The following is a 22,869-nucleotide window of genomic DNA, read 5'->3' as shown; positions in this document are numbered from 1 at the left end:
AAAAACGAAAGAAATAAGAGGTGCGTTATGGATTATAAGATGGTAATTCCAGTGCTGATAGCATTTGGACTGAGTGTATTGACCGGACCTATTGTGATACCGATTCTCAGAAGGCTGAAGATGGGGCAGACAGAGCGTGAGGAAGGAGTGAAGTCTCATCTTAAGAAAGCAGGAACTCCGACAATGGGAGGCGTGATCATCCTGTTCGCGATTACGATGACATCCCTGATCTATGTCAGGGAATATCCAAAAGTGATCCCGGTCCTTTTTGTGACACTGGGGTTTGGAATGATTGGATTCCTGGATGATTATCTGAAGGTTGTACTAAAGCGTTCCGATGGCCTCATGCCGATGCAGAAAATGGCACTCCAGATTGTGGTGACTGCGATTTTTGCATTTTACATTGTTAAGGTTGCAAAGGTCCCGCTTACGATGCTGGTTCCTTTTACCGGCGGGAAATACTACTGGGATATCGGATGGCTTGCAATTCCGGTTCTGTTTTTTGCTGTTATCGGTACGGTGAACGGAGTGAATTTTACGGATGGTCTGGATGGCCTTGCATCTAGTGTGACGGTGCTTGTGGCTACATTTTTCACAGTCGTCGCGATGGGAAATAAGAGTGGAATCGAGCCGATTACCTGTGCGGTTGTCGGAGCGCTTCTTGGATTTCTACTGTTCAATGTATATCCGGCAAGTGTTTTCATGGGAGACACCGGTTCGCTGGCGCTGGGAGGTTTTGTGGCTTCGGCAGCCTATATGCTTCAGATGCCGCTGTTTATCATAATTGTCGGACTTATTTATCTGATCGAGGTGCTTTCTGTTATGATACAGGTTGCATATTTTAAGAAAACGGGTGGGAAGAGATTTTTTAAGATGGCTCCGATCCATCATCATTTTGAACTTTGCGGATGGAGTGAAACGAGAGTTGTCGCAGTATTTTCAATTGTTACGGCTATTTTATGCCTGATTGCCCTTCTGGCGCTTTAAGCGAAGAAGAAGAAAGGTAGGAGGAAGAAAGATGGATTTACAAGGGAAGAAAGTGCTTGTTTTTGGTGCAGGCATCAGTGGTACCGGCTCTTGCAGGCTGCTGGCAGATAAAGGGGCAGAAGTGATTCTTTATGATGGAAATGAGAAACTGGATGCGGCTGCTGTTGCAAATCAGACCGGTGCAAGGGTAATTCTCGGAACATTTCCCGAGGAGGAACTTGCGAGGCTTGATCTGGTGGTAATGAGTCCGGGAGTTCCGACGGATCTTCCAATCGTACTTCGGATGAAAGAAGAAGGAATTCCTGTCTGGGGAGAGATCGAACTCGCGTATGTGTGTGGAAAAGGTGAGATTCTCGGAATTACGGGAACCAATGGAAAGACGACGACGACCTCCCTCCTTGGCGAGATTATGAAGAATGCGTTTGAAAGTGTGTTTGTTGTCGGGAATATTGGCAATCCTTATACGACGGTTGCGAACGAAACGAGGGAGGATTCAGTGATCGTCGCGGAGCTGTCCAGTTTCCAGCTGGAGAGTATCCTTACATTCAGGCCGAAAGTCAGTGCGGTTCTGAACATCACGCCGGATCATCTGAACAGACACCACACGATGGAAGCTTATATTCAGGCGAAACAGGATATAGCGAAGAATCAGACCTCCGAGGATACCTGTATACTGAATTATGAAGATGAAGTTACACGTGGTATGGCGGATAAGATCGATGCTTCGGTTCTATTTTTCAGTAGTGCGCATAAATTGGAACAGGGGATTTATCTGGATGATGGTGCGATCATTTACAAACCGGATAAAGATAAGGAAGGTATTTTGATCTGCCGTACGGAGGAACTGCAGATTCTGGGCGTACACAATTATGAGAATGTAATGGCAGCTGTTGCAATGGCGGCTGTCTATGGAGTGGATCTGGATGTGATCCGCGATACAGTAAAGTCATTTAAAGGAGTAGAACACCGGATCGAGTTTGTGGCTGAGAAAGGCGGAGTTGTCTATTATAATGATTCAAAAGGAACCAATCCGGATGCGGCAATCAAGGGAATTCAGGCAATGAACCGGCCTACGGTCCTGATTGGAGGAGGTTACGATAAACAGTCTGACTTTCATGAATGGATCCGCAGCTTTGACGGAAAAGTACGTTATCTGGTTTTGATCGGCGCAACGAAGGAGCAGATACAGAGGGAAGCGGCAGAATGCGGATTTCATGACTGCATTCTGAGAGATACTTTTGAGGAGGCAATGGACACTTGTGTGGAACTTGCTAATCCCGGAGATGCAGTTCTGCTTTCTCCGGCATGTGCGAGCTGGGGAATGTTTCCGAATTATGAAGTACGCGGAGATGAATTTAAGAAATATGTGCTTGCATTATAAAAAGTGAGGAAGTGAGCCGGATTGGCGGAGAAAGAGAAAAAGAAGCGAATGGATTATACGCTTCTTGTCATAGTGTTTCTGCTGGTCGCAGTAGGCCTGGTGATTCTATACAGTACCAGCGCATACAATGGTGACGTGAAATTTCACGATTCTTTCTACTATCTGAAGAAGCAGGTGTTTGCAACGATCCTGGGGCTTGTTATGATGTTCTGGGTTGCCGGGATCGATTATCATGTATGGCAGCAGTTTGCAGCAGTCTGCTATCTGGCAGCGGTTGGGCTGTCAATTGCGGTTATGCTATTCGGAAAAGAGTATAACGGATCCAAAAGATGGTTATCTTTGGGTCCGTTTTCTTTTCAGCCTTCTGAATTTGCGAAAGTTGCGCTTATTATTTTCTTGTCATGGATCGTGACGAAACATGCAAAGACGATTGCGAAAACAGGGACTATGTTCAGAATTGTTCTCTGGATGCTCCCAATCGTGGGACTGGTCGGTACCAGTAATCTGAGTACGGCAATCATCATTCTGGGGATCGGCGTCGTACTGGTATTTGTTGCCAGCCCTCGATATGCACAGTTTGTCGGCATGGGGGTGTTGGGGTGCGCATTTATGGGAATCTTTCTGGCTCTCGAAAGCTACCGTCTGGAACGTCTTGCAATCTGGAGAAATCCTGAAAATTATAAGAAGGGATATCAGACCCTGCAGGGGCTTTATGCCATTGGATCGGGCGGACTTTTCGGAACCGGTCTTGGAAATAGTGTCCAGAAGCTCGGGTTTGTGCCCGAAGCGCAAAATGACATGATTTTTTCTATTATATGTGAAGAACTCGGACTGGTGGGGGCGGCTTTTATCGTCTTTTTGTTCCTGATTCTGATCTGGAGATTTTTTTTGATCGCAACGCACAGCCGAGATCTTTTTGGCGCACTGATCGCATCGGGAGCGATGGCGCATATGATGATACAAGTGATTCTGAATATTGCGGTCGTTACAAATACAATACCGAATACAGGGATTACTCTTCCGTTCATCAGTTACGGAGGGACGTCCGTTGTTTTCCTTTTGATTGAAATGGGGCTTGTGCTTAGTGTGTCAAGTCTGGTAGAATGAACCTTAGGGAGGAAAATGCTGCCTGAAAAGGACAGCTGATAAATAATAAGGAGGCATTTGGATGAGTGAAGAACAGAATCACAAAAAACGACGAATCAAGAAGCGGACGATTTATGCAATCATTCTGCTGGTTATGCTGATCTGCTTTGTTATGATTGGATTTCTCCTTTTATTTCAGGTTCGAAAAATAGAAGTGGAGGGGAATCAAATTCTATCTAAGCAGGAAATTGCAGACTGGCTGCAGCAGGATGAATTTTCAACGAATTCCGTATATTTGCTCTGCAAATATCATTTTACAGATTATGAGATGCTGCCTGCGTTGGAAGAGGCCAAGGTGGGGCTTGCCAATCCATGGACGATTCGAGTTCAAGTGACGGAAAAGAAAATTGTAGGTTATATTATAGTCGGAGATGATTTCGTATATTTTGATAAGGATGGCGTGGTGCTGGCGCGAACAAAAGAATGGTGGGATGATGTGCCGTGTATCGAAGGTCTTACCGTGAGTGAAGCAGAGCTTTTCGAGGAACTTCCGGTCGGGAAGGACAACAAGAAGGTTTTTGAGCATTTGCTGGATATGAGTAACACGCTGAAGAAATATGACCTGAAGCCGGATCGGATTTTGTGCAGAGGCTCGGATTTGTATTTGTATTTTGGAAATAAATGTGCGATCATCGGTGATGAGAATCTGGCAGACAGGATTGCACAGATTCCGCCGATCCTGGAGAAACTCGGGGATCAGAAAGGGACGCTTCATCTGGAGAGATATGACGAGGATCACACGACAATCAGCTTTGAAAAAGATGTCCTACCGGAAGAAAGTGAGTAAAAAATTAGAAAAATATACAAAATTCTATTGATATTTTGGAAAAAAAACTATATTATAGTTGATATATAGCTAATCGTATATTGGACATATTGGGTGTATAATATAATAAGGAGACAAAGGAGGAGAAACTCTTGTTAGAAATTAAGACAAACGAATCAGAAGCAGCAGCAAAAATAATCGTAATTGGTGTTGGCGGCGGTGGAAATAATGCTGTGAACCGTATGATCGACGAACAGATTGCAGGTGTTGAATTTATTGCAATCAATACAGATAAGCAGGCACTTCAGCTCTGTAAGGCACCGACTCTGATGCAGATTGGAGACAAGCTTACCAAAGGACTTGGCGCGGGAGCAAAACCGGAGATCGGTGAGAAGGCAGCAGAAGAAAGTGCGGAAGAGATTTCAGCAGCACTGAAGGGTGCAGATATGGTATTTGTAACCTGTGGTATGGGAGGCGGAACCGGAACCGGTGCAACGCCTGTTGTAGCACGTATTGCGAAAGAGCAGGGAGCGCTTACTGTAGGTGTTGTTACGAAACCATTCCGTTTCGAATCAAAAACAAGAATGAACAATGCGCTTGCAGGAATTGAAAAATTAAAAGAGAATGTTGATACATTGATTGTTATCCCGAATGATAAACTTCTTGAGATCGTTGATAGACGAACAACAATGCCGGAAGCACTGAAGAAAGCAGATGAAGTCCTTCAGCAGGGTATTCAGGGTATTACCGACTTGATCAACGTACCGTCACTTATCAACCTTGACTTTGCGGATGTTCAGACTGTCATGACAGACAAAGGAATTGCACATATCGGTATCGGTCAGGGCAAAGGCGATGACAAGGCATTGGAAGCTGTTAAACAGGCTGTTGCCAGCCCGTTGCTTGAGACGACAATTGCAGGGGCTTCTCATGTAATTATCAATATTTCCGGAGACATCACTCTTATGGATGCAAGTGATGCGGCTGAATATGTACAGGATCTCGCAGGAGAAGAAGCGAATATTATCTTTGGTGCTATGTACGATGATTCTAAGTCAGATGAAGCAACGATTACCGTAATTGCGACCGGACTTCACAGTGTGGGAGGAACTGCATCCAAATTGCAGTCCAGACTGGAACATAAATCCAGTATGCTTTCAGGCGCAGGTTCTATGGGAGGAACAACGCAGGCGATGCCGAAGAACGACTATGGTATGGAGAGACCGCTTTACAATACAAGAAATTACCAGCAAGGTACCGGTAACGGAACGATGCCTCAGTTTCAGACACCGAGAAAGCCGGCAAGCAATGTAAAAGAGCAGTCTATTAAGATTCCGGATTTCTTTAAGAAATAATTTTATATTTTTGTCGAAAGACGCAACATATTTTATGTTGCGTCTTTTTTTATGCTCATTTATACGACAGCCTTTTTTGTGAAAATTTGACAAAAGTCATTCCGAATTCCTGTGTTTAGTGGTGTCGAGTGAAAATAAGAACGCTCCTCACTGTTTGACAAAATCTGAGGGGACGATTGTCTATAATAAGGTTTGCTTGAGTACCAAATCGATTTGATTCAAAAGAAAGAGGGAAAAACGTGCAGTATGAAATATATTTAGATGTATTTTTTCTGGTCAATTTTTCGATGGATTATCTGATTCTCCTGGCGGTAAAAAGAGCATTGAAATGTACTGCCACACATGGATATGTGCTGTTGGGAGCATTTGCGGGAGCGTTTTCAGTCAGTGTTTTAATGTGTATTCCGATGTATCCGGCGGTCAAGATTCTGATTATGCATTTATTAGTGAATTCCTGTATGTTGATCGTTTCGCTGAGACCTGCATGCGTTTCGGAGTTTATCAGGGAATGGATCCTGCTTTACATTGTCAGTTTTCTGATGGGAGGAATTATGACATGGATCAGGCCGTACATGGGTGAATTCTTTCGGGAGGGAGTACTTTGCTTTTCGATTACAGTGTGCAGCTATTATCTGCTGTGCAGAGTGATGGATTTTCTTGAGATGATGTGGAAATTCCAGGAAAGCAGATGCAAAGTGACATTATATTTCCGGGAAAGGGTTTGTACATTCCGGGCAGTAATCGATAGTGGAAATAGTCTTTGTGATACGCTGAGCTGTAAGCCAGTACATATAATTGATAAAAAAGCAATGAAAGAATTGACGGAACAGGAAAAAATACAATATATCAGATACATTCCTTATTGCACGATCCAGGAAAATGAAAGTGTATTGCCAGTATTTACCATCGATAAAATGTGCATTCATGGAAAGCGCGAGAAAATCATAGAATATCCGCTGTTCGGAATTTCGGCACAGGAACGGTTTAATGATGGAAATTATGATGTGATATTGCATCCCGAGGATTGTTAGGAGGAGTAAAATTGATGATAAAAGTTGCAGTTCCAAACCAGTTTAAATTAAAAATGGTACCCACATTCCGGACATTTTTGTTTCCGGAGACAAAAGATGTACACTATATCGGCGGCTCGGATATTCTTCCGGCTCCGTTGGAAGCAGAGGAAGAAGCGAAGGCGATTGAAGCGCTGGGAACAGAGACGGAAGAAAAGGCGAGGAAGCTGCTGATCGAGCATAATCTGCGTCTGGTCGTCTACATTGCCAAGAAATTCGACAATACAGGAGTCGGTGTCGAGGATCTGATCTCGATCGGAACGATCGGACTTATTAAGGCAATCAACACGTTTAATCCGGATAAAAAGATCAAGCTGGCAACTTATGCCTCACGTTGCATAGAAAATGAGATTCTCATGTACCTGCGCAGAAATAATAAGACCAGGATGGAGGTTTCCATCGATGAGCCGCTGAATGTGGATTGGGATGGAAATGAGCTGCTGCTTTCCGATATTCTCGGAACAGAAGAAGATACGATCTACCGTGATATGGAAAATGAAGCGGAGAAAAAAGTGTTGTTTCGGGCCGTCAGCCGCCTTTCCAGCAGAGAGAGAACCATCGTGCAGATGAGGTTTGGTCTGGGAATGCCGGGAGGTGAGGAAAAAACGCAGAAGGAAGTGGCTGATATGCTTGGGATTTCTCAATCTTATATTTCGCGTCTGGAAAAGAAAATTATGCAGAGGCTGCGCAGAGAAATGGTGCGCTATGAATAAAAAAACAGAGATGATTAAACATCATCTCTGTCCCATTTATCTGCCAGATTTTGAATCTGAGTTTCAAATTTTGCAAGGTCTTTATTGGCGAGACCTTCGTTCTTAAGCACAACATTCATGAGACGTTTCGCTGCGGCAACCACTCGCTCGAATGCAGCAGATGCACGCTGCCTTGCAGGTTTTTCGACTGCCTTTTTGGGGATCTTGATTCCGGGGCTTAAGATGGTATCGGTTGCAAGATCTACAGCGCCTCCGGAATAAGGTGCAAATGCAGGTATGTGGAACCGGTCGGTAATAGTATGAGCAAAAGAATCCGTTACTGCATCTTCACCATGAACCACAAAAACGTGTGAAGGTTTTTTGGAGAATCCATCTAACCAGTTAAGGAGTCCGTTCATATCAGCATGACCGCTGATTCCCTGGAGAATTTCGATATGAGCATTTACTTCGATGTTCTCGCCGAACAGCTTCACGCAGTCGGCTCCTTCTACAAGCTTTCGCCCCAGAGTGCCTTCTGCCTGATATCCTACAAAAAGGACAGTGCATTCTCTTCGCCATAGATTATGCTTCAGATGGTGGCGAATACGACCTGCTTCACACATACCGGAAGCAGAGAGAATCACCTTTGGCTTATCATCAAAGTTGATTAATTTGGATTCCTCACTTGTAATGGTCGTTTTCAGCCCGGGGAAAAGGAGCGGGTTTATACCCTGATTGATGAGGGCCATAGCTTCCTCGTCGAAGCAGGAATGAGTATTCTTCTGGAATACAGTCGTGGCATCGATCGCAAGTGGGCTGTCTACATAGACCTCAAAGTTGCTGTATTCTGGAAGAAGATTTTTCTCCTTGATCTCCCGGAAGAAATACAGGAGCTCCTGAGTTCTTCCTACGGCAAATGAAGGAATCACGACATTGCCGCCACGTTCGAAGGTTTCACGGAGAATCCGTGTGAGTTCGCCAATGTAATCCGGCTTCTCGGCAGCGTGGATCCGATCACCATATGTAGACTCAATGACCAGATAATCTGCATCGCTGACGTTCTGGGGATCACGGATGAGAGGCTGGTCGATATTGCCGACATCGCCCGAAAAAACGATTTTCTTTTCTACGCCATTTTCATGGATCCATATCTCTATGCAGGCGGAACCCAGTAGATGACCTATGTCTGTAAAGCGGACATCGATTCCCTCACACAGCTGAATTCTCTGATTGTAATCTACAGGAGCAAGTAGCATGATCGTATTCTGGGCATCCTGCATATCGTAGAGTGGTTCGTACATAGGGCCGCCTGAACGGCGTGCTTTTCTGTTTCTCCACTCAGCTTCGGCAACCTGGATGTGTGCACTGTCACGGAGCATAATGCTGCACAGATCTGCGGAAGCAAATGTAGAGACAATGTCGCCCTTAAATCCATTTTTTACAAGGAGAGGAAGCTTTCCTGAATGATCGATATGCGCATGAGTCAGCAACACATAATCAATCGTGGAAGGTGAAACAGGAATGTCCTGGTTCTCATAAAGGTCAGGTCCCTGTTCCAGACCACAGTCGATCAGAATATGCTTACCACAGGCTTCAAGATAATGACAGCTTCCAGTGACTTCGTGGGCGGCACCGATAAATGTTAGCTTCATAAGCTCAACCTCATTTCGTTAGAATTATTATCTTAATTATACTATAAATTCAGAAAAAATAATAGTTATTATGTCAAGGACTAATATTTTTTATATTTTGTTTATAATTGTATAAATAAAATATGTTTTGAGAAAAATTCTACTAGCTGGAAAGAGTTAGGAGGATACTTGAAATGGCATTGAATAAGGTTGAAATCTGTGGAGTAAATACAGCAAAGCTTCCGCTTCTGAATGATGAGGAAAAAGATGCCTTGTTTGCAAGAATTAAGGAAGGTGACGAGACAGCAAAAGAAGAGTATATCAAGGGAAATCTCCGCCTCGTCCTCAGTGTGATCAAACGTTTCGGAAGCACGAACGAGAATCCGGACGATCTGTTCCAGATCGGTTGTATCGGGCTAATAAAGGCAATCAATAATTTTAATCCGGAATTGGAGGTGAAATTCTCAACATATGCAGTCCCAATGATCATTGGCGAGATCCGACGCTATATGAGGGATAATAATTCAATACGGGTCAGCAGATCCTTGCGTGATACCGCTTATAAAGCGATCTATGCGAAAGAAAATTACATGAAAAGAAATATGAAAGAACCTACAGTTCAGGAAATAGCGGATGAAATTGGAATATCAAAGGAAGAAATCGTCTATGCACTGGACGCGATCCAGGCGCCGGTAAGTTTGAATGAGCCGGTCTATAATGACAGTGGAGACGCGCTCTATGTAATGGATCAGATCAGTGACAAAAAGAACAGGGAGGAAAAATGGGTGGAGGATCTTTCCCTGCAGGCGGCAATGGAACATTTGGACGAGAGAGAAAGGTATATCATTCAGCTTCGTTTTTTTGAGGGAAAAACCCAGATGGAAGTGGCACGGGAAATCCGAATCTCTCAAGCGCAGGTCAGCCGTCTGGAAAAGAATGCACTGCGTCTGATGCGTCAATATTTGAAAACAGAATAGAAAATCGAATTTTATATTGAAATTTGACAGGGTTCATACTATTATAGTCATAGAAAAGGAGAGCAGCAATGTATAAGGCATGTATTTTTGATTTAGATGGAACCCTGACAGATACTTTGGATTCCCTGTGGTATTCGGTAAATGAGACTTTGAAGCAATTGGGAGTGAAGATGATTTCACGTGAGCAGTGTCGCGGCTTTGTGGGAGACGGTGCCAGATGTCTGGTGGAACGTGCCCTTCGGGCAACCGGAGATGTGGAACTTGAAAGGATCGAAGATGCAATGCAGATATTCGGCAGAGTGTTCAGTGAAAAGTGTACGTATCATGTTGCCCCGTATGAAGGGATTCTTTCTCTTCTTGAGGAACTGAAGAGCCGTGGGCTTGCGATTGCAGTATTTACGAACAAACCGCATCAGCAGGCTGTGGACGTAGTTGAAAGTATATTCGGCAGAGGGATGTTTGACGAGATACGCGGACAGCGTGACGGATTTCCGAAGAAGCCGGATCCGGCGGGACTTTTTGAAATTACAAAAGACCTTGGAATCAAGAAAGATGAAGTAATCTATGTGGGGGATTCAGAAGTGGACGTTCAGACCGGGAAGAACGCGCAGGTTTTTACGGTCGGTGTGAACTGGGGATTCCGATCAAAAGAGATATTGGAGAGGTCAGGGGTTGATGTGACCATAGACCACGCTGATGAGCTGCTTAGATTCCTGTAATACAAAGCGCAGAATATAAGCGCGATCGAGATAAAGGGAGGGTTATCGAAATGTATGAGTATGATGAGGAGTGCCTGAGAACGTTTTTGAAGATGCAGTCACAATTATTCGATGAACCGGTGGCTGATACACTGGAAGAAGCAGAGGCATTTCTGGAGGACTGTATGGCAGTGATTGTTGACTCTGTCAGAGAAGTAAGAGAATATTTTGAGGAAAGCGGAGCCGATGTGGAAGGCATGAGCGATGAAGAGCTGGAAGATGCTTCTGAGGTATTTGAACTTCCGAACGGACAGTATCTGATTGTAGAAGGATAGTCAGAAAATAGATGTTCTTGTTATTTTCAGGTGAAAAGCCGATAAAGCCGTAGTCATGAAACTACGGCTTTTTTGAGCGCTTCGTCGATGGCATTCAGGAGGAGCTGTGAGGTGTAAGGAGTGTCGGACGGCAGTTCAATGTTTTCAAGTGATTGTGTGTCACAGATCTGTTGGGCAATCTCTTCGATTGCCGGTTGAAGAAGAGGATACATGGCAGCAACAGATTCATCCAGATTGCTGATTCGTATGGACTGAATCCGGGTCTCATCCACAGCAACTTCTACATTCAAATCGGTATTGTTCAGATGAACAGAAGAGGTATAGACACCGGGATTATATGTTTTACGGACATCGCTATGCTTGCCATTCCCAGAAGAAAACATAAAGAAAAGCAGGCATAGGATCAAAATGCCGAAAACAGCAAATACTGCTGTATAAATAATTTCTTTCATGTGCAAGACGATGATTTTGGTTTTGGAACTCATGAAAACCCCCCAAATACATTTCTTTTTGAATATCCAGTTGCATGCTGTTTAACACAATATATGAATGAATGCAGGAAAATATGCATTCTATGGCGTGACAAAAAAGAAAGTGTCTGGTATCATAAAGCAAGAAAAATGCAGAGGTGATTAAAATGTTGGTTATAGTTGGACTTGGAAACCCGGATGATAAATATCAGGGAACACGACACAATGTTGGATTTGATGTGATAGATCTGCTTGCGGAAAAATATAATATAGCTGTAGATACAAAAAAACACAGAGCGTACATTGGAAAGGGAATCATTGGCGGGCAGAAAGTGATCCTGGCAAAACCACAGACCTATATGAATCTGAGTGGGGAAAGCGTAAGAAGCCTGGTCGAGTATTACAAAGTGGATCCGGAAACGGAACTGCTGATTATTTTTGATGATATCAGCCTGGATGTGGGACAGCTCCGAATCCGTAAGAAAGGAAGTGCGGGTGGGCATAATGGAATAAAGAACATTATAGCAAATCTGGGGACTTCTGTTTTCCAGCGGATTAAAGTCGGAGTCGGAGAAAAACCGAAAGGATACGATCTGGCAGATTATGTGCTCGGCCGTTTTTCAAAAGAAGATCGGGAATTGATAAAAGAAGGCTTTGAGTGTGCTGCGGAAGCGGTGGCTATGATCACAGCTGGAGAAATCGATCAGGCTATGAACAAGTATAACAGGAAACGTAAGGATAATGAATAAAATGATCCTTGCTTAGAAAGAATAAGGAGCAATTGGAAATGAAAGCATTTACAGCCCCGCTGAGAGAATTGGCAGAGTTTGAGGAAATATACAAAGAGAAACGGAAAAAACCGGGAATGCTGCTGCTATCAGGATGTGTGACTTCACAAAAAACTCATATGATTTATGCGCTTAGCGATGGCTGCCCTTGCACACTCATCGTTCTTTCTAATGAAGAAAAGGCAAAACAGATGTACGAGGAATACCGTTTCCTTGATGAGAATGTCTGTTATTATCCGGCAAAAGACCTGTTATTTTATCAGGCGGACATCCACGGGAAACTTCTGATCAAACAGCGTATGGAAGTCGTTCAGAGACTGATCGAATCGAATGAAGCGGGCAGTGAAGAAAAATCAGCCAGTATCATAACGACTTTTGATGCCTTGATGGATTTTCTGATGCCGATTGAAGAGATTGAAGCGTGTATTCTCACTGTAGAAAATGGAAGAGAATATAGGTTTGAAGAGCTTACCAGAAAAATTGCACAGCTGGGCTATGAGAGGGAAGTTCAGGTAGAAGGACCCGGACAGTTTGCAGTACGGGGAGGAATTCTGGATATCTATCCGTTGACGGAAGAACTGCCGATACGTATTGAATTCTGGGGAGATGAAGTGGATTCAATCCGGACTTTTGATGTGGACAGCCAGCGTTCAGTAGAGAATCTGGAACGGATTGTGATCTACCCATCTGAAGAATTGAAAAGTGACAATAATTCCGTTTCTTTCATAGATTATTTTAATGTTAAAAATACGAATTTGTTTCTTGATGAACCGGTTCGCCTAATCGAGGTGGGAACGAGAATTGAAGAAGAAGTTGTGAATGCACGAAAGATGCGCGCTCTGGCGGACAATGAGGACAGGGAAGGTACGCCGGAACCATTGTTTTATACGACAGAAGAAGTGGTTAAGAAATTAAATCATTTTTGCTCTGTCGGAATGTGTGCACTGGAGAATAAATGTAAGCCGTTTTTAGTAAAAGAACAATTCCATTTACAGACCCAGAGTGTGAATCCTTATAATAACAGTTTCGAGATGCTGACCCATGATTTAAAGCGGCTGAAGAGGAATGGATATCGAGTCATTCTGCTTTCCGGTTCGAGAACAAGGGCAAAACGTCTGGCGGAAGATCTGAGAGATTATGACCTCAGCAGTTATTATAATGAGGATCCCATGAGAGAAGTGCTTCCGGGAGAAATCATGGTATGCTATGGGCATGCCGCGGTCGGTTACGAATATTCGATGATTAAATTTGTGGTAATTTCTGAAACGGATATTTTTGGGAAAACAAAAAAGAAAAAGAAACGAAAAAGTTATGATGGACAGAAAATACAGAATTTTTCTGACCTAAAACCGGGGGATTATGTGGTTCATGAAAACCATGGACTTGGAATTTACCGGGGGATTGAGAAAATTGAAGTAGATAAAGTTACGAAAGATTATATGAAGATTTCTTATGCTGATGGAGGAAATCTTTATATTCTTGCTACACAGCTTGACCTGATTCAGAAATATGCAAGTGCGGACGCAAAGAAGCCGAAGCTGAATCGTCTTGGCGGACAGGAATGGAAGAAGACAAAGACAAGAGTAAAAGGGGCTGTACAGCAGATTGCAAAGGACCTTGTGGAACTGTATGCTGCACGTCAGGAGAAGGAAGGATTTGTCTACGAGAAGGACACGGTGTGGCAGAAAGAATTTGAGGAAATGTTCCCGTTTGAGGAGACAGAAGACCAGCTTATGGCTATTGAGGCCACGAAACGCGACATGGAAAGCCCGAAGATCATGGATCGCCTGATTTGCGGAGATGTCGGATTCGGGAAAACGGAGATCGCGATCCGGGCAGCTTTTAAGGCTGTGCAGGACGGAAAGCAGGTTGTTTACCTTGTCCCGACAACGATTCTGGCACAGCAGCATTATAATACTTTTGTGCAGAGAATGAAGGAATTCCCTGTTCGCGTAGATCTTCTCTGTCGTTTCCGTACACCGGCGGAACAGAAAAAAACTCTGACGGATCTGACGAAAGGCCAGGTCGATATCCTGATCGGAACACATCGTGTGCTGAGTAAGGATGTTCAGTTTAAGGATCTGGGGCTTCTGATTATTGATGAAGAACAGCGTTTTGGAGTACAGCACAAAGAAAAAATCAAAAAATTGAAAGAAAATGTGGATGTTCTGACACTGACTGCTACCCCGATTCCGCGAACACTTCATATGAGCCTGATCGGGATTCGTGATATGAGTGTTCTGGAAGAGGCCCCTATGGACCGGATGCCGATCCAGACCTATGTGATGGAATACAATGACGAGATGGTGCGGGAAGCCATCCAGAGAGAATTATCCAGACAGGGACAGGTGTATTATGTATATAATCGGGTCAAAGACATCGCCGATATGACAGCCAGAATCCAGGCATTGGTGCCGGAAGCAAATGTTGCGTTTGCACATGGACAGATGCGGGAACATCAGCTGGAACACATTATGTACGATTTCATTAATGGAGAGATTGACGTATTGATTTCTACAACCATCATTGAAACGGGACTGGATATTTCGAATGTAAATACCATCATTATCCACGATGCCGACCGGATGGGATTGTCCCAGCTTTATCAGCTTCGAGGGCGTGTTGGACGCTCGAATCGGATGGCATATGCTTTCCTTTTGTATAAACGGGATAAGCTTCTGAAAGAAGTGGCAGAAAAAAGGCTTGCAGCCATCCGGGAATTCACAGACCTGGGTTCCGGAGTGAAGATTGCCATGAGGGATCTGGAAATCCGAGGTGCCGGAAATCTCCTGGGTGAGGAGCAGCACGGGCACATGGAGGCAGTTGGATACGATCTCTACTGCAAAATGCTGAATGAGGCGGTTCGTCAGCAAAAAGGAGAAATTCCGGAAGATACGTATACAACGACGATCGATCTGAACATCGATGCATTTATTCCGCCGACTTATATCCCGAATGAATATCAGAAGCTGGATATTTATAAGCGAATCGCAGCCATCGAGACGGAGGAAGAACGGGAAGATATGCTGGAAGAACTGATTGACCGGTTCGGGGAACCGCCGAAAAAAGTACAGCAGCTTTTGACTATCGCACAGATCAAAGCTTTTGCGCACAGCTCTTATATTATTGCAATCGAGCAAAAAGGGGAAGATTATCAATTTACCATGTACGAGAAGGCAAAAGTATCGGCCCAGAAGATTCCGGTGCTTTTGGATAAGTATAAAGGTGCTCTCACTTTCAAAGTCGATGTAAATCCGTATTTCATATATAGGAAGCTTCGGAAGACAAAGAAGGAGAAAGATGAACAGGTTCTCGAAAATGTAAAACAGATTATTGCAGATATTCATGAATTGATTGAAGAATAAAGCGTTTTCATATAGCCGGATGTCAAATAACGGATGTCAAATTTTTGTGAAAAGGATTGCCAGCTAAGGAAAAACACGGTATACTATATAAATATGCACGACGATTCTGCCCGGGAGAACGGCAGGATACGGTTAAGGAGGAAATAGTTCAGATGAAGAAGAGAGTATTGACGCTTGTACTTGCATCTGCCCTGGTGGCAGCTACAGTAGCAGGCTGCGGTAAATTAGATGGAAGTGAAGTAGTTGCAGAGGTTGGAGATGCGAAGATCACGGCAGATGTGGCGAATTTCTATGCGAGATATCAGCAGGCACAATATGAGACGTATTATGCAAGCTTTTTAGGAGAGGATATGTGGTCTGGTGAGGCAGAAGAGGGTAAGACCTATGAAGAAAGTGTGAAGGAAGGCGTTCTGGAGTCACTTGAAACTATGTATACACTGGATGCACATAAGGATGACTATGGTGTTTCCTTGACGGATGAGGAGAATGAGGCTATAGAGAAAGCGGCGAAGAGCTTTACTGAATCGAACAATCTTGAAGATAAGGATATGGTTTCCGGAGATGAAGAAACTGTGAAGAAATTCCTGGAGCTTGTTACCATTCAGGAAAAAATGCATGAAGCAATGACTGCCGATGTGGATACCGAAGTGTCCGATGAAGAGGCTGCACAGAAGAGTATGCAGTATGTATATTTCTCATTTACCAAGACAGATGACGATGGAAATTCGACCCAGCTTTCAGAAGATGAAAAGGCAGAACTGAAAGAAACGGTTGAGGCATTCCGGGAGGGAGCGGTGAACGCGGAGGATTTTGCAGCTTATGCAGAGGAGGCCGGATATACAGCATCGACTCTGACTTTTGATACATCAACTACATCACCGTCTCAACTGCTTGTGGTTGCGGCAGATTCACTGAAGGAAGGCGAGGTTACTCCTGTGGTCGAAGATACCAGCGGATATTTTGTTGCAAAGCTGACCAGTCTCCTCGACCGGGACGCAACGGATGCAAAAAAAGAATCCATCGTTTCCGAACGGAAAGAAGAGCAGTTTGATAAGCTCTGCGAAGAATGGAAAGAAGCAGACGGTGTGAAGGTTCACAAAAATGTATGGGACAAGATCAGTTTTGTAAAACGGGGCGTGACAATTAAAGATACAGATGAATAGAATGTGGAATTATAGCAGTTCAGCCGTAAGGCTGAACTGTTGTGTTTTGGTCTGGCATTTTTTGTTTTGAATGGTGGCAAGCTTTCTGAATTTACGGGGGATTGTGTAAATTCCTTTTTACAATCTTGCAATTACCTTTTCAAAATCCATAATAAACTACTGTTCTTACGGATTATTCATCAATTCCACTCTAAGAGTTTGGAAAAATTTATGATATAATATATAATTTTGTAAAAATATAAATACATATTAAAAATGTATTGACAAATTGGGCGCAACGAGTTATTATATAGACATAAAAGATAGATGAGGTAATAAAAACAGATAAAAAGGTTTCGGACGCTATCTTTTTAAATTAAAGAATGGAGGTACAGACCACCGAAAACATAATTTCAAAAACGGGAATCTAAGAAAGGAAGGTACAGACCACCAGAAAGGTAAATAATAATGACAGATGAAGTGAATTAAAGAGGAGTATCAAAAAACGAAGGTTGATACTCCTCTTTAATATGTTTAAATTGTAATGAGGGTTAATATTGAGTTTGTGTTAAAACAGTGAAATAGTTGCGATTATGTCTGCTTGTGTGATATAATAATCCGGTGGGAGAACGTAAATAATGATATAGGAGGACTTGTTTTATGTTTAATGAACCAATGATAAATGAGATCATTACCCAGATGAATGCAGTCGTACAGAATGGGATAGAGATACCCTTTCCAGCTCTGGTTATTTCGGCAGTTATCGGATTGATTGTATGTCTGTTCGGACTGAAGCTGGTCAGATTTGTGAACGCGATTTGCGGACTGGCTGTTGGAGCTGTACTTGGAATTCTGGTGGCATATCTGATCCAGACCGATCTGAAGATCGGTCTCGCCATTGTTGCGGCGGCAGCACTGATTCTGACGATCATGTCAGCAGTGTTCAAGAAGTTTGGAGCATTTCTGCTTTGCCTGAGCGTGGCTCTGGAGGTTGTAGGTATGTTCCAGATGCAGAATTTTACAATGCTGGCTGTCACAGGAGTTGCCGGAATTATTATTGCAGTCCTGACAATGATCTGGTTTGAACCACTTGTTATCATTGTGACATCACTGAGCGGGGGAATGGGGCTTGGAAATGCAGTTGCGCAGATGGTCGGAATTAAGAATCCTTACATTACACTGGGAATCTGTGCGGCCGGTATCGCCATCGGACTTATCGTACAATTTATGATGAAGTCCCGGGAAATCGGAAGAAGAGAAGCGCGGCATTCCAGACAGGTGAAAGAAGAGATTTCGATTGAATCGGAGATTGATCGTGCACGTTCCATTCTGGATCTCGATGATGAGGAGGAAGACGAAGACGAGTACGAGGAATAAAATTTTAAAGAAAGTCTGGTGATGTGCTCATGAAGATCGATATGCATTGTCATGTACGGGAAGGGTCGATTGACAGTAAAGTCAGTTTGGAGAAGTATATTTTAAAGCTGAAGGAAAAGGGAATTGATGGTATGCTGGTGACCGATCATGATACGTATAATGGTTACCGGTACTGGAAGAACACTTTCAAAGGGAAAAAGTATAATGATTTCGTTGTGTTAAAAGGAATTGAATATGATACGCTGGAAGCGGGGCATATTCTGATCATCATGCCTCAAGGCGTTAAGATGCGGCTTCTGGAAATGCGCGGACTTCCGCTTTCCCTACTCATTGATTTTGTGCATCATCACGGTGGAATCTGCGGTCCGGCACATCCTTGTGGAGAAAAGTATTTAAGCTTTACCAATACAAAGAAATGGCAGACGTCGCCGGAACTTCTGGAGAAATTTGACTTTGTTGAAACATTTAACGCGTGTGAACCGCCCGAATCCAATGCCGGCGCGAAACTGCTGGCGGAAAAATACAACAAACCCGGAACGGGGGGAAGCGATGCGCACAAGCTGGATTGTGTGGGAATGGCATATACGGAGTTTCCACATTCAATCAAGACGGAGCTGGATCTGATTATGCAGATCCGGAACCGGGAACCGATCAAGGCGGTTGGTGACTTTTACACAAAGACCACGAAGGACAAGATCGGTAAAGCGAATAAGCTTTTGGTGTATTCATTCTGGTTCTACAACCGTGGAGGAGCACTTCTAAAGATGCACAAACGCAAGAATAAGATTCAGGATGAGCAGCCGATCGATCCGATTGATCCGATTGAGATCCCATATCTGAAACGAATTAAAAGAGACCATTAATTGAATAATAAAAGTCCGTATCACCGGCATCGTTTCTGATAGAAAATCAATGCTGATGATACGGACTTTTATGTATAAATGAAAATCTGATTCGGAACTGCAGGTCATCTAGCGTTTGCGCAGAGAATTCAGTTTCTCGCGCAGATCGTCTAAGGATTCACTGTATTTTTTGTTTTCCATTTTCGGGAACGCTTTTAGAAGACGTTTCTGAATACCGGTAAAGTCCTCACCAAGTTCACTGTAATGCTTACGCAAGGATGCAATACGTTCTTTCAATTCGTCTGAAACCGTATCCAATGTTTCGGAAATCTCTTCGCGGCGCTCTGTGAGATTGCCCAGAATCTCTTCCTGCTTTAAAGCAAAAGAATCTTTGAATTCCATCTGTTTTGCTGCAAGGGAATCTTTGAATTCCTCCTGTTTTGCAGTAAAAGAATCTTTGAGTTCTTCCTGCTTCTCCGTAACAGAATCCTTGATCGCATCCTGGGTTTCCATCGCTGCGATCGTATTTTTGTAAATATTTTCTCCAATTTTGTCTGATATTTCATGAAGCTCATCAGCAATCTCCTGCATAGCCGCAAGACGTTTGTTCATCTTCAAGATGCCGGAAGCAGTCACATAAAGGTCTGCAAACATGCCGATCCCCAGTATGATCAGAATGATCACTCCGACGATAACAGGAATATAGAGCAACAGTTTGTGAATAACCGGATGGATGAAATCCACGATCAAAACACAGGCAACGCCCCATATAAGAGAAAACAAGAGGCATACATAGCCATTGAGATTAAGCGGCACATTCGAATAATCCCACCATTTGTTATGAAAGACCCTCTCCAGAATGAACCCGGTCAGCCATTCGAGTGCGGTTACGAGAATCGTACTGGTTATGTAGAGAATGATGAGATTGGATCTGTAAGGACTAAGAAAATGGACGACCAGTGTGACTCCGATACCGTAGACCGGACAAATTGGGCCATTCAGAAATCCGCGGTTTACAAATCGATGCTCTTTCCAGGCGGCAAAAGCGACTTCCGTACACCAGCCAAGAAAGCCATAGACGAAAAAGTACAAAGCGATAAAATATAATTCCGTCATTTCAGTTTGCTCCTAACTATTTAATTTGTATGAATTACTATTATAACGCAATTATGGGGGAGATGTAAAGGAGGATTCTGTAAAGAAAAGGCTAAAATGTATTAATAGGATGATGTGAGGTGATAGGAAGATTCGGACTTTAAGAAAAAAATAAGAAGTCTAATAATTGACTTTTGGGTACCCGTATCTTATGATATGGGTACTCGTCTTATGTATCTCTTTTTCGTGCCGGATGGGCAGGAAGGAGAATACAAATATGTTTATCAAATCAAGAAGATGGCAGTATGCCATCACAGCGGTACTTACCGCTCTTTGTCTGACCGGAAGCAGTCAGAAGATCTGCGAAGTCAAAGCGACAGGAAATTCAACAGATACAATTGTAAAGCTGGATGAAAAGCTCGGAGTGGCTCCGGGAGCAGTTCTTACGGAGCTCCAGGCACACGAGAACGACGGTTATTACCTTGGCACACCCTATACCGGTTCCCCGTTAACACCGGGAAACTGTATGCGGCCGAACGGAGCAAATGGTGGAAATGGCGGTATGAACTGTACCGGTTTTGTGGCGTATGTTCTGGAAAAATGCGGAGCGGATCTTTCGGGGATCGCGAACCGTGGATACCGGGGCGGCAAGGTGAATGCAAGCAACTGGTATCACTGGATCACGGAAAATGCCGTGGAGTATTATCATTATGATACCGTTGAAGAGCTGCTGGCGGGCGGAAAGGCCCAGAAAGGGGATGTGATCTATTTTGAACCGCGCTCCTGGGAATCGGAGGATGCGGACTGTCATATCGGATTTTTTTGGGGAAATAACGGGAAAGATAATAAGTTCTGGCATTCTTCGACGCATCCCCAGCGAGGGAATCAGATTTCGGTGCTGGAGCCCAAATGCGAATCTACCGTATATTTATTTAAGATTTCACATACAGGCGGTCTGGAAGTGAAGAAATCCTCTTCGGATGCCGGATTGGTGGAAGGGAATTCCTGCTATTCACTTGCCGGGGCAGAATTTACGCTATTTTATCAAGGAACAGAAAATGTGGCGGCGGTGATCACGACTGATGAAAGGGGCTACGGGAAGGCCGATGCTCTGCAGGAAGGGAGCTATGATATCAGAGAAACGAAAGCTCCGCAGGGGTATACCTGTAACCCGGAGTCGCAAACGATCACCGTAAAAGCAGGTGAGACAGTCTATTATACCTGTGAAGATGCTCCTTTTTACAATCCGATCGAATGGCTGCTGGAAAAGAAGGACAAAGAGAGCGGAAGCGGAAAACCACAAGGAAGCGGAAGCCTGGAAGACGCAGAATTTACAGTGCAGTATTATGATATGATATCGCAGGAAGATCCTGCAAAAGAGGGACATTCGCCGCTTCGGACATGGGTATTCAGGACGGACGCACAGGGTAAAGTGAAGATGACCGGAGCATATCAGGTCGGAGGTGATGCGCTTTATCTGGTAAATGGAGCAGGCGTTCTGCCTGTCGGTACAGTTACGATCCGAGAGACGAAGGCTCCGGAGGGTTACCGGAAGACAGATGTGGTTTTTGCTCAGGCGATTCAGCCGGAAGAAGAAAGTGCATCGGAGGCTGCATTGCATGTCTATCAGGAAACCATTGTTCCGGAGGAGATCGTGCGGGGAGATCTGGAGCTGATCAAGGTGGCTGACAGCACAATGGAACGCCTCTCTGGAATTCCTTTCCGGATCACATCTAAGACCACGCAAGAAGCACATGTCATCATTACCGACAAAAACGGTTATGCGTCTACGGCGTCAAAATGGAACCGTCATACGGTAAATACGAACCGGGGAGAGTCTGCAGAGGATGGAATCTGGTTTGGCGAAGGAAAATCCGATGATAAGAAAGGCGCGCTCCCATATGACACGTATTGCATCGAAGAACTGGAGTGTGAGAATAACAGTGACAGGATTTTACTGCCGCCTTTTGAGGTGGAGATCACGAGAGATGCTCATACCGTGAATCTGGGAACGCTTACGAATGATAAAAGACCGGTTCCGGAGATCGCGACAACGGCACTTGACGAAGAAACCCGCACTCATGAGGCTAAACCGAGGGAGGAAATGGTGCTGATTGATACGGTGTCATGGAAGAACCTCACTCCCGGGAAGGAATATACACTGAAAGGTATTCTGATGGACGCCGAAAGTGGGGAAGAACTGAAAATCGGAGAAGAGCTGGTTACGGCTGAAGCGACATTTGCGCCGGAGAAAGAAGAAGGAAGCGAAGAAATGCGCTTTGTATTTAATGCGTCCGGATTGGGAGGGAAAACGACGGTCGTGTTTGAGTATTTATATTGCGAGGGAAAATTGGTTGCTGACCATACCAATCTGGGAGATGAAGGACAGTCTGTTCATTTTGAGGAAGAGCCGGAAATTCCGGAGGAACCGGAAAAACCCGAAATACCGCAAAAACCAGAAGATATGCAGCCGGGAAAGCCGCAGCTCCCAGTGAAAACAACATCGGTTGCGACCGGTGATTCGGCAAACTTGATAGTTCTTATCCTTTGTGCGCTTCTTTCTTGCGCTGTAGTGTTGAAATGTGTTAGAATATCACGGAGAAAGTAAGTAATTTCATCTTGAAATAAAGATGAGACTCCCACCTCCATAGGTGGCGAGTTGCGGTAAGCTAGTCTTGGTGGGAGTCAAATCTTCTTCCAAGATTAAGCCTCCGGCGGATTGCAGAGGTGCGCAGATGTATTGTGTCATGCA

At 44.1% G+C, this 22,869-nt stretch carries 19 protein-coding genes; 16 read left to right on the top strand and 3 right to left on the bottom strand.

Going from position 1 to position 22,869, the window contains the following annotated elements; all coding sequences use genetic code 11:
• Positions 1-27: 27 nt before the first annotated feature.
• From mraY to sigE, 7 genes are all read left to right on the top strand, one after another.
• Complete coding sequence (gene mraY / locus ACTNB3_RS04375) at positions 28-987, top strand: phospho-N-acetylmuramoyl-pentapeptide-transferase (RefSeq protein WP_427805476.1); 960 nt, start codon at positions 28-30, stop codon at positions 985-987.
• Between the two features lie 31 nt (positions 988-1,018).
• Positions 1,019-2,368: a UDP-N-acetylmuramoyl-L-alanine--D-glutamate ligase gene (murD, locus tag ACTNB3_RS04370; RefSeq protein ID WP_427805477.1), complete on the top strand. Its 1,350-nt coding sequence runs from the start codon at positions 1,019-1,021 to the stop codon at positions 2,366-2,368.
• A gap of 48 nt (positions 2,369-2,416) precedes the next feature.
• Positions 2,417-3,475 (top strand): FtsW/RodA/SpoVE family cell cycle protein, encoded by a 1,059-nt coding sequence (locus tag ACTNB3_RS04365; RefSeq protein ID WP_441024624.1) that lies wholly within the window; start codon positions 2,417-2,419, stop codon positions 3,473-3,475.
• Between the two features lie 61 nt (positions 3,476-3,536).
• On the top strand, positions 3,537-4,301 hold the full coding sequence (locus ACTNB3_RS04360) for a cell division protein FtsQ/DivIB (RefSeq protein ID WP_427805478.1): 765 nt from the start codon (positions 3,537-3,539) through the stop codon (positions 4,299-4,301).
• Between the two features lie 131 nt (positions 4,302-4,432).
• A complete protein-coding gene (gene ftsZ / locus ACTNB3_RS04355; RefSeq protein WP_427805479.1) occupies positions 4,433-5,635 on the top strand; it encodes a cell division protein FtsZ in 1,203 nt (400 codons plus the stop codon).
• A 239-nt stretch (positions 5,636-5,874) separates the two neighbouring features.
• Positions 5,875-6,666 carry a sigma-E processing peptidase SpoIIGA gene (locus tag ACTNB3_RS04350; protein ID WP_441024601.1) on the top strand — a complete coding sequence of 264 codons (792 nt, stop codon included), beginning with the start codon at positions 5,875-5,877 and terminating at the stop codon, positions 6,664-6,666.
• An 11-nt stretch (positions 6,667-6,677) separates the two neighbouring features.
• Complete coding sequence (gene sigE / locus ACTNB3_RS04345; RefSeq protein WP_427805481.1) at positions 6,678-7,418, top strand: RNA polymerase sporulation sigma factor SigE; 741 nt, start codon at positions 6,678-6,680, stop codon at positions 7,416-7,418.
• Positions 7,419-7,432: 14 nt separating this feature from the next.
• Here the strand turns inward: sigE and ACTNB3_RS04340 are convergent, their stop codons facing one another.
• Positions 7,433-9,049 (bottom strand): MBL fold metallo-hydrolase RNA specificity domain-containing protein, encoded by a 1,617-nt coding sequence (locus ACTNB3_RS04340; protein ID WP_441024600.1) that lies wholly within the window; start codon positions 9,047-9,049, stop codon positions 7,433-7,435.
• A gap of 173 nt (positions 9,050-9,222) precedes the next feature.
• Between ACTNB3_RS04340 and sigG the strand changes: the two genes are divergently transcribed.
• From sigG to ACTNB3_RS04325, 3 genes are all read left to right on the top strand, one after another.
• Positions 9,223-10,005 (top strand): RNA polymerase sporulation sigma factor SigG, encoded by a 783-nt coding sequence (sigG, locus tag ACTNB3_RS04335; RefSeq protein WP_427805483.1) that lies wholly within the window; start codon positions 9,223-9,225, stop codon positions 10,003-10,005.
• A gap of 68 nt (positions 10,006-10,073) precedes the next feature.
• A complete protein-coding gene (locus ACTNB3_RS04330; RefSeq protein WP_427805484.1) occupies positions 10,074-10,724 on the top strand; it encodes an HAD family hydrolase in 651 nt (216 codons plus the stop codon).
• 50 nt (positions 10,725-10,774) lie between these two features.
• A complete protein-coding gene (locus tag ACTNB3_RS04325; protein WP_427805485.1) occupies positions 10,775-11,038 on the top strand; it encodes a glyoxalase in 264 nt (87 codons plus the stop codon).
• A gap of 53 nt (positions 11,039-11,091) precedes the next feature.
• On the opposite strand, the gene ACTNB3_RS04320 is transcribed toward ACTNB3_RS04325, so the two are convergent.
• On the bottom strand, positions 11,092-11,523 hold the full coding sequence (locus ACTNB3_RS04320; protein ID WP_427805486.1) for an FMN-binding protein: 432 nt from the start codon (positions 11,521-11,523) through the stop codon (positions 11,092-11,094).
• A 152-nt stretch (positions 11,524-11,675) separates the two neighbouring features.
• On the opposite strand from ACTNB3_RS04320, the gene pth reads away from it, so the two are divergent.
• The 5 genes from pth to ACTNB3_RS04295 all read left to right on the top strand — a co-directional run bounded on the left by pth (position 11,676) and on the right by ACTNB3_RS04295 (position 19,043).
• A complete protein-coding gene (gene pth / locus ACTNB3_RS04315; protein WP_427819074.1) occupies positions 11,676-12,257 on the top strand; it encodes an aminoacyl-tRNA hydrolase in 582 nt (193 codons plus the stop codon).
• 38 nt (positions 12,258-12,295) lie between these two features.
• Complete coding sequence (gene mfd, locus ACTNB3_RS04310) at positions 12,296-15,661, top strand: transcription-repair coupling factor (protein ID WP_441024598.1); 3,366 nt, start codon at positions 12,296-12,298, stop codon at positions 15,659-15,661.
• Between the two features lie 152 nt (positions 15,662-15,813).
• Positions 15,814-16,824 carry a SurA N-terminal domain-containing protein gene (locus ACTNB3_RS04305; RefSeq protein WP_441024597.1) on the top strand — a complete coding sequence of 337 codons (1,011 nt, stop codon included), beginning with the start codon at positions 15,814-15,816 and terminating at the stop codon, positions 16,822-16,824.
• 639 nt (positions 16,825-17,463) lie between these two features.
• Positions 17,464-18,180 (top strand): hypothetical protein, encoded by a 717-nt coding sequence (locus ACTNB3_RS04300; RefSeq protein ID WP_441024595.1) that lies wholly within the window; start codon positions 17,464-17,466, stop codon positions 18,178-18,180.
• Positions 18,181-18,209: 29 nt separating this feature from the next.
• Positions 18,210-19,043, top strand: a complete 834-nt coding sequence (locus tag ACTNB3_RS04295; protein ID WP_441024594.1) for a PHP domain-containing protein — start codon at positions 18,210-18,212, stop codon at positions 19,041-19,043.
• A 108-nt stretch (positions 19,044-19,151) separates the two neighbouring features.
• On the opposite strand, the gene ACTNB3_RS04290 is transcribed toward ACTNB3_RS04295, so the two are convergent.
• On the bottom strand, positions 19,152-20,138 hold the full coding sequence (locus ACTNB3_RS04290) for a putative ABC transporter permease (RefSeq protein WP_441024593.1): 987 nt from the start codon (positions 20,136-20,138) through the stop codon (positions 19,152-19,154).
• Between the two features lie 256 nt (positions 20,139-20,394).
• Here ACTNB3_RS04290 and ACTNB3_RS04285 point away from each other — a divergent pair, with 256 nt between their 5' ends.
• Entirely contained in the window at positions 20,395-22,725 is a 2,331-nt protein-coding gene (locus ACTNB3_RS04285) for a VaFE repeat-containing surface-anchored protein (RefSeq protein ID WP_441024592.1), read from the top strand.
• Positions 22,726-22,869 lie beyond the last annotated feature (144 nt).

It is taken from the genome of Bariatricus sp. HCP28S3_D3 (assembly GCF_052065755.1).
In the GTDB taxonomy this organism is placed as follows: domain Bacteria; phylum Bacillota; class Clostridia; order Lachnospirales; family Lachnospiraceae; genus Allocoprococcus.
The sequence above is the reverse complement of the archived record's forward strand: the minus strand, read 5'-3'. Positions and strand labels throughout refer to the sequence as shown.

Bases quoted from the DNA above. Each gene is read 5' to 3' on its own strand.
- mraY (WP_427805476.1), top strand. From the start codon at position 28: ATGGATTATAAGATGGTAATTCCAGTGCTGATAGCATTTGGACTGAGT.
- murD (WP_427805477.1), top strand. From the start codon at position 1,019: ATGGATTTACAAGGGAAGAAAGTGCTTGTTTTTGGTGCAGGCATCAGT.
- ACTNB3_RS04365 (WP_441024624.1), top strand. From the start codon at position 2,417: ATGGATTATACGCTTCTTGTCATAGTGTTTCTGCTGGTCGCAGTAGGC.
- ACTNB3_RS04360 (WP_427805478.1), top strand. From the start codon at position 3,537: ATGAGTGAAGAACAGAATCACAAAAAACGACGAATCAAGAAGCGGACG.
- ACTNB3_RS04340 (WP_441024600.1), bottom strand. From the start codon at position 9,049: ATGAAGCTAACATTTATCGGTGCCGCCCACGAAGTCACTGGAAGCTGT.
- sigG (WP_427805483.1), top strand. From the start codon at position 9,223: ATGGCATTGAATAAGGTTGAAATCTGTGGAGTAAATACAGCAAAGCTT.
- ACTNB3_RS04330 (WP_427805484.1), top strand. From the start codon at position 10,074: ATGTATAAGGCATGTATTTTTGATTTAGATGGAACCCTGACAGATACT.
- ACTNB3_RS04325 (WP_427805485.1), top strand. From the start codon at position 10,775: ATGTATGAGTATGATGAGGAGTGCCTGAGAACGTTTTTGAAGATGCAG.
- ACTNB3_RS04320 (WP_427805486.1), bottom strand. From the start codon at position 11,523: ATGAGTTCCAAAACCAAAATCATCGTCTTGCACATGAAAGAAATTATT.
- pth (WP_427819074.1), top strand. From the start codon at position 11,676: ATGTTGGTTATAGTTGGACTTGGAAACCCGGATGATAAATATCAGGGA.
- mfd (WP_441024598.1), top strand. From the start codon at position 12,296: ATGAAAGCATTTACAGCCCCGCTGAGAGAATTGGCAGAGTTTGAGGAA.
- ACTNB3_RS04305 (WP_441024597.1), top strand. From the start codon at position 15,814: ATGAAGAAGAGAGTATTGACGCTTGTACTTGCATCTGCCCTGGTGGCA.
- ACTNB3_RS04300 (WP_441024595.1), top strand. From the start codon at position 17,464: ATGTTTAATGAACCAATGATAAATGAGATCATTACCCAGATGAATGCA.
- ACTNB3_RS04295 (WP_441024594.1), top strand. From the start codon at position 18,210: ATGAAGATCGATATGCATTGTCATGTACGGGAAGGGTCGATTGACAGT.
- ACTNB3_RS04290 (WP_441024593.1), bottom strand. From the start codon at position 20,138: ATGACGGAATTATATTTTATCGCTTTGTACTTTTTCGTCTATGGCTTT.
- ACTNB3_RS04285 (WP_441024592.1), top strand. From the start codon at position 20,395: ATGTTTATCAAATCAAGAAGATGGCAGTATGCCATCACAGCGGTACTT.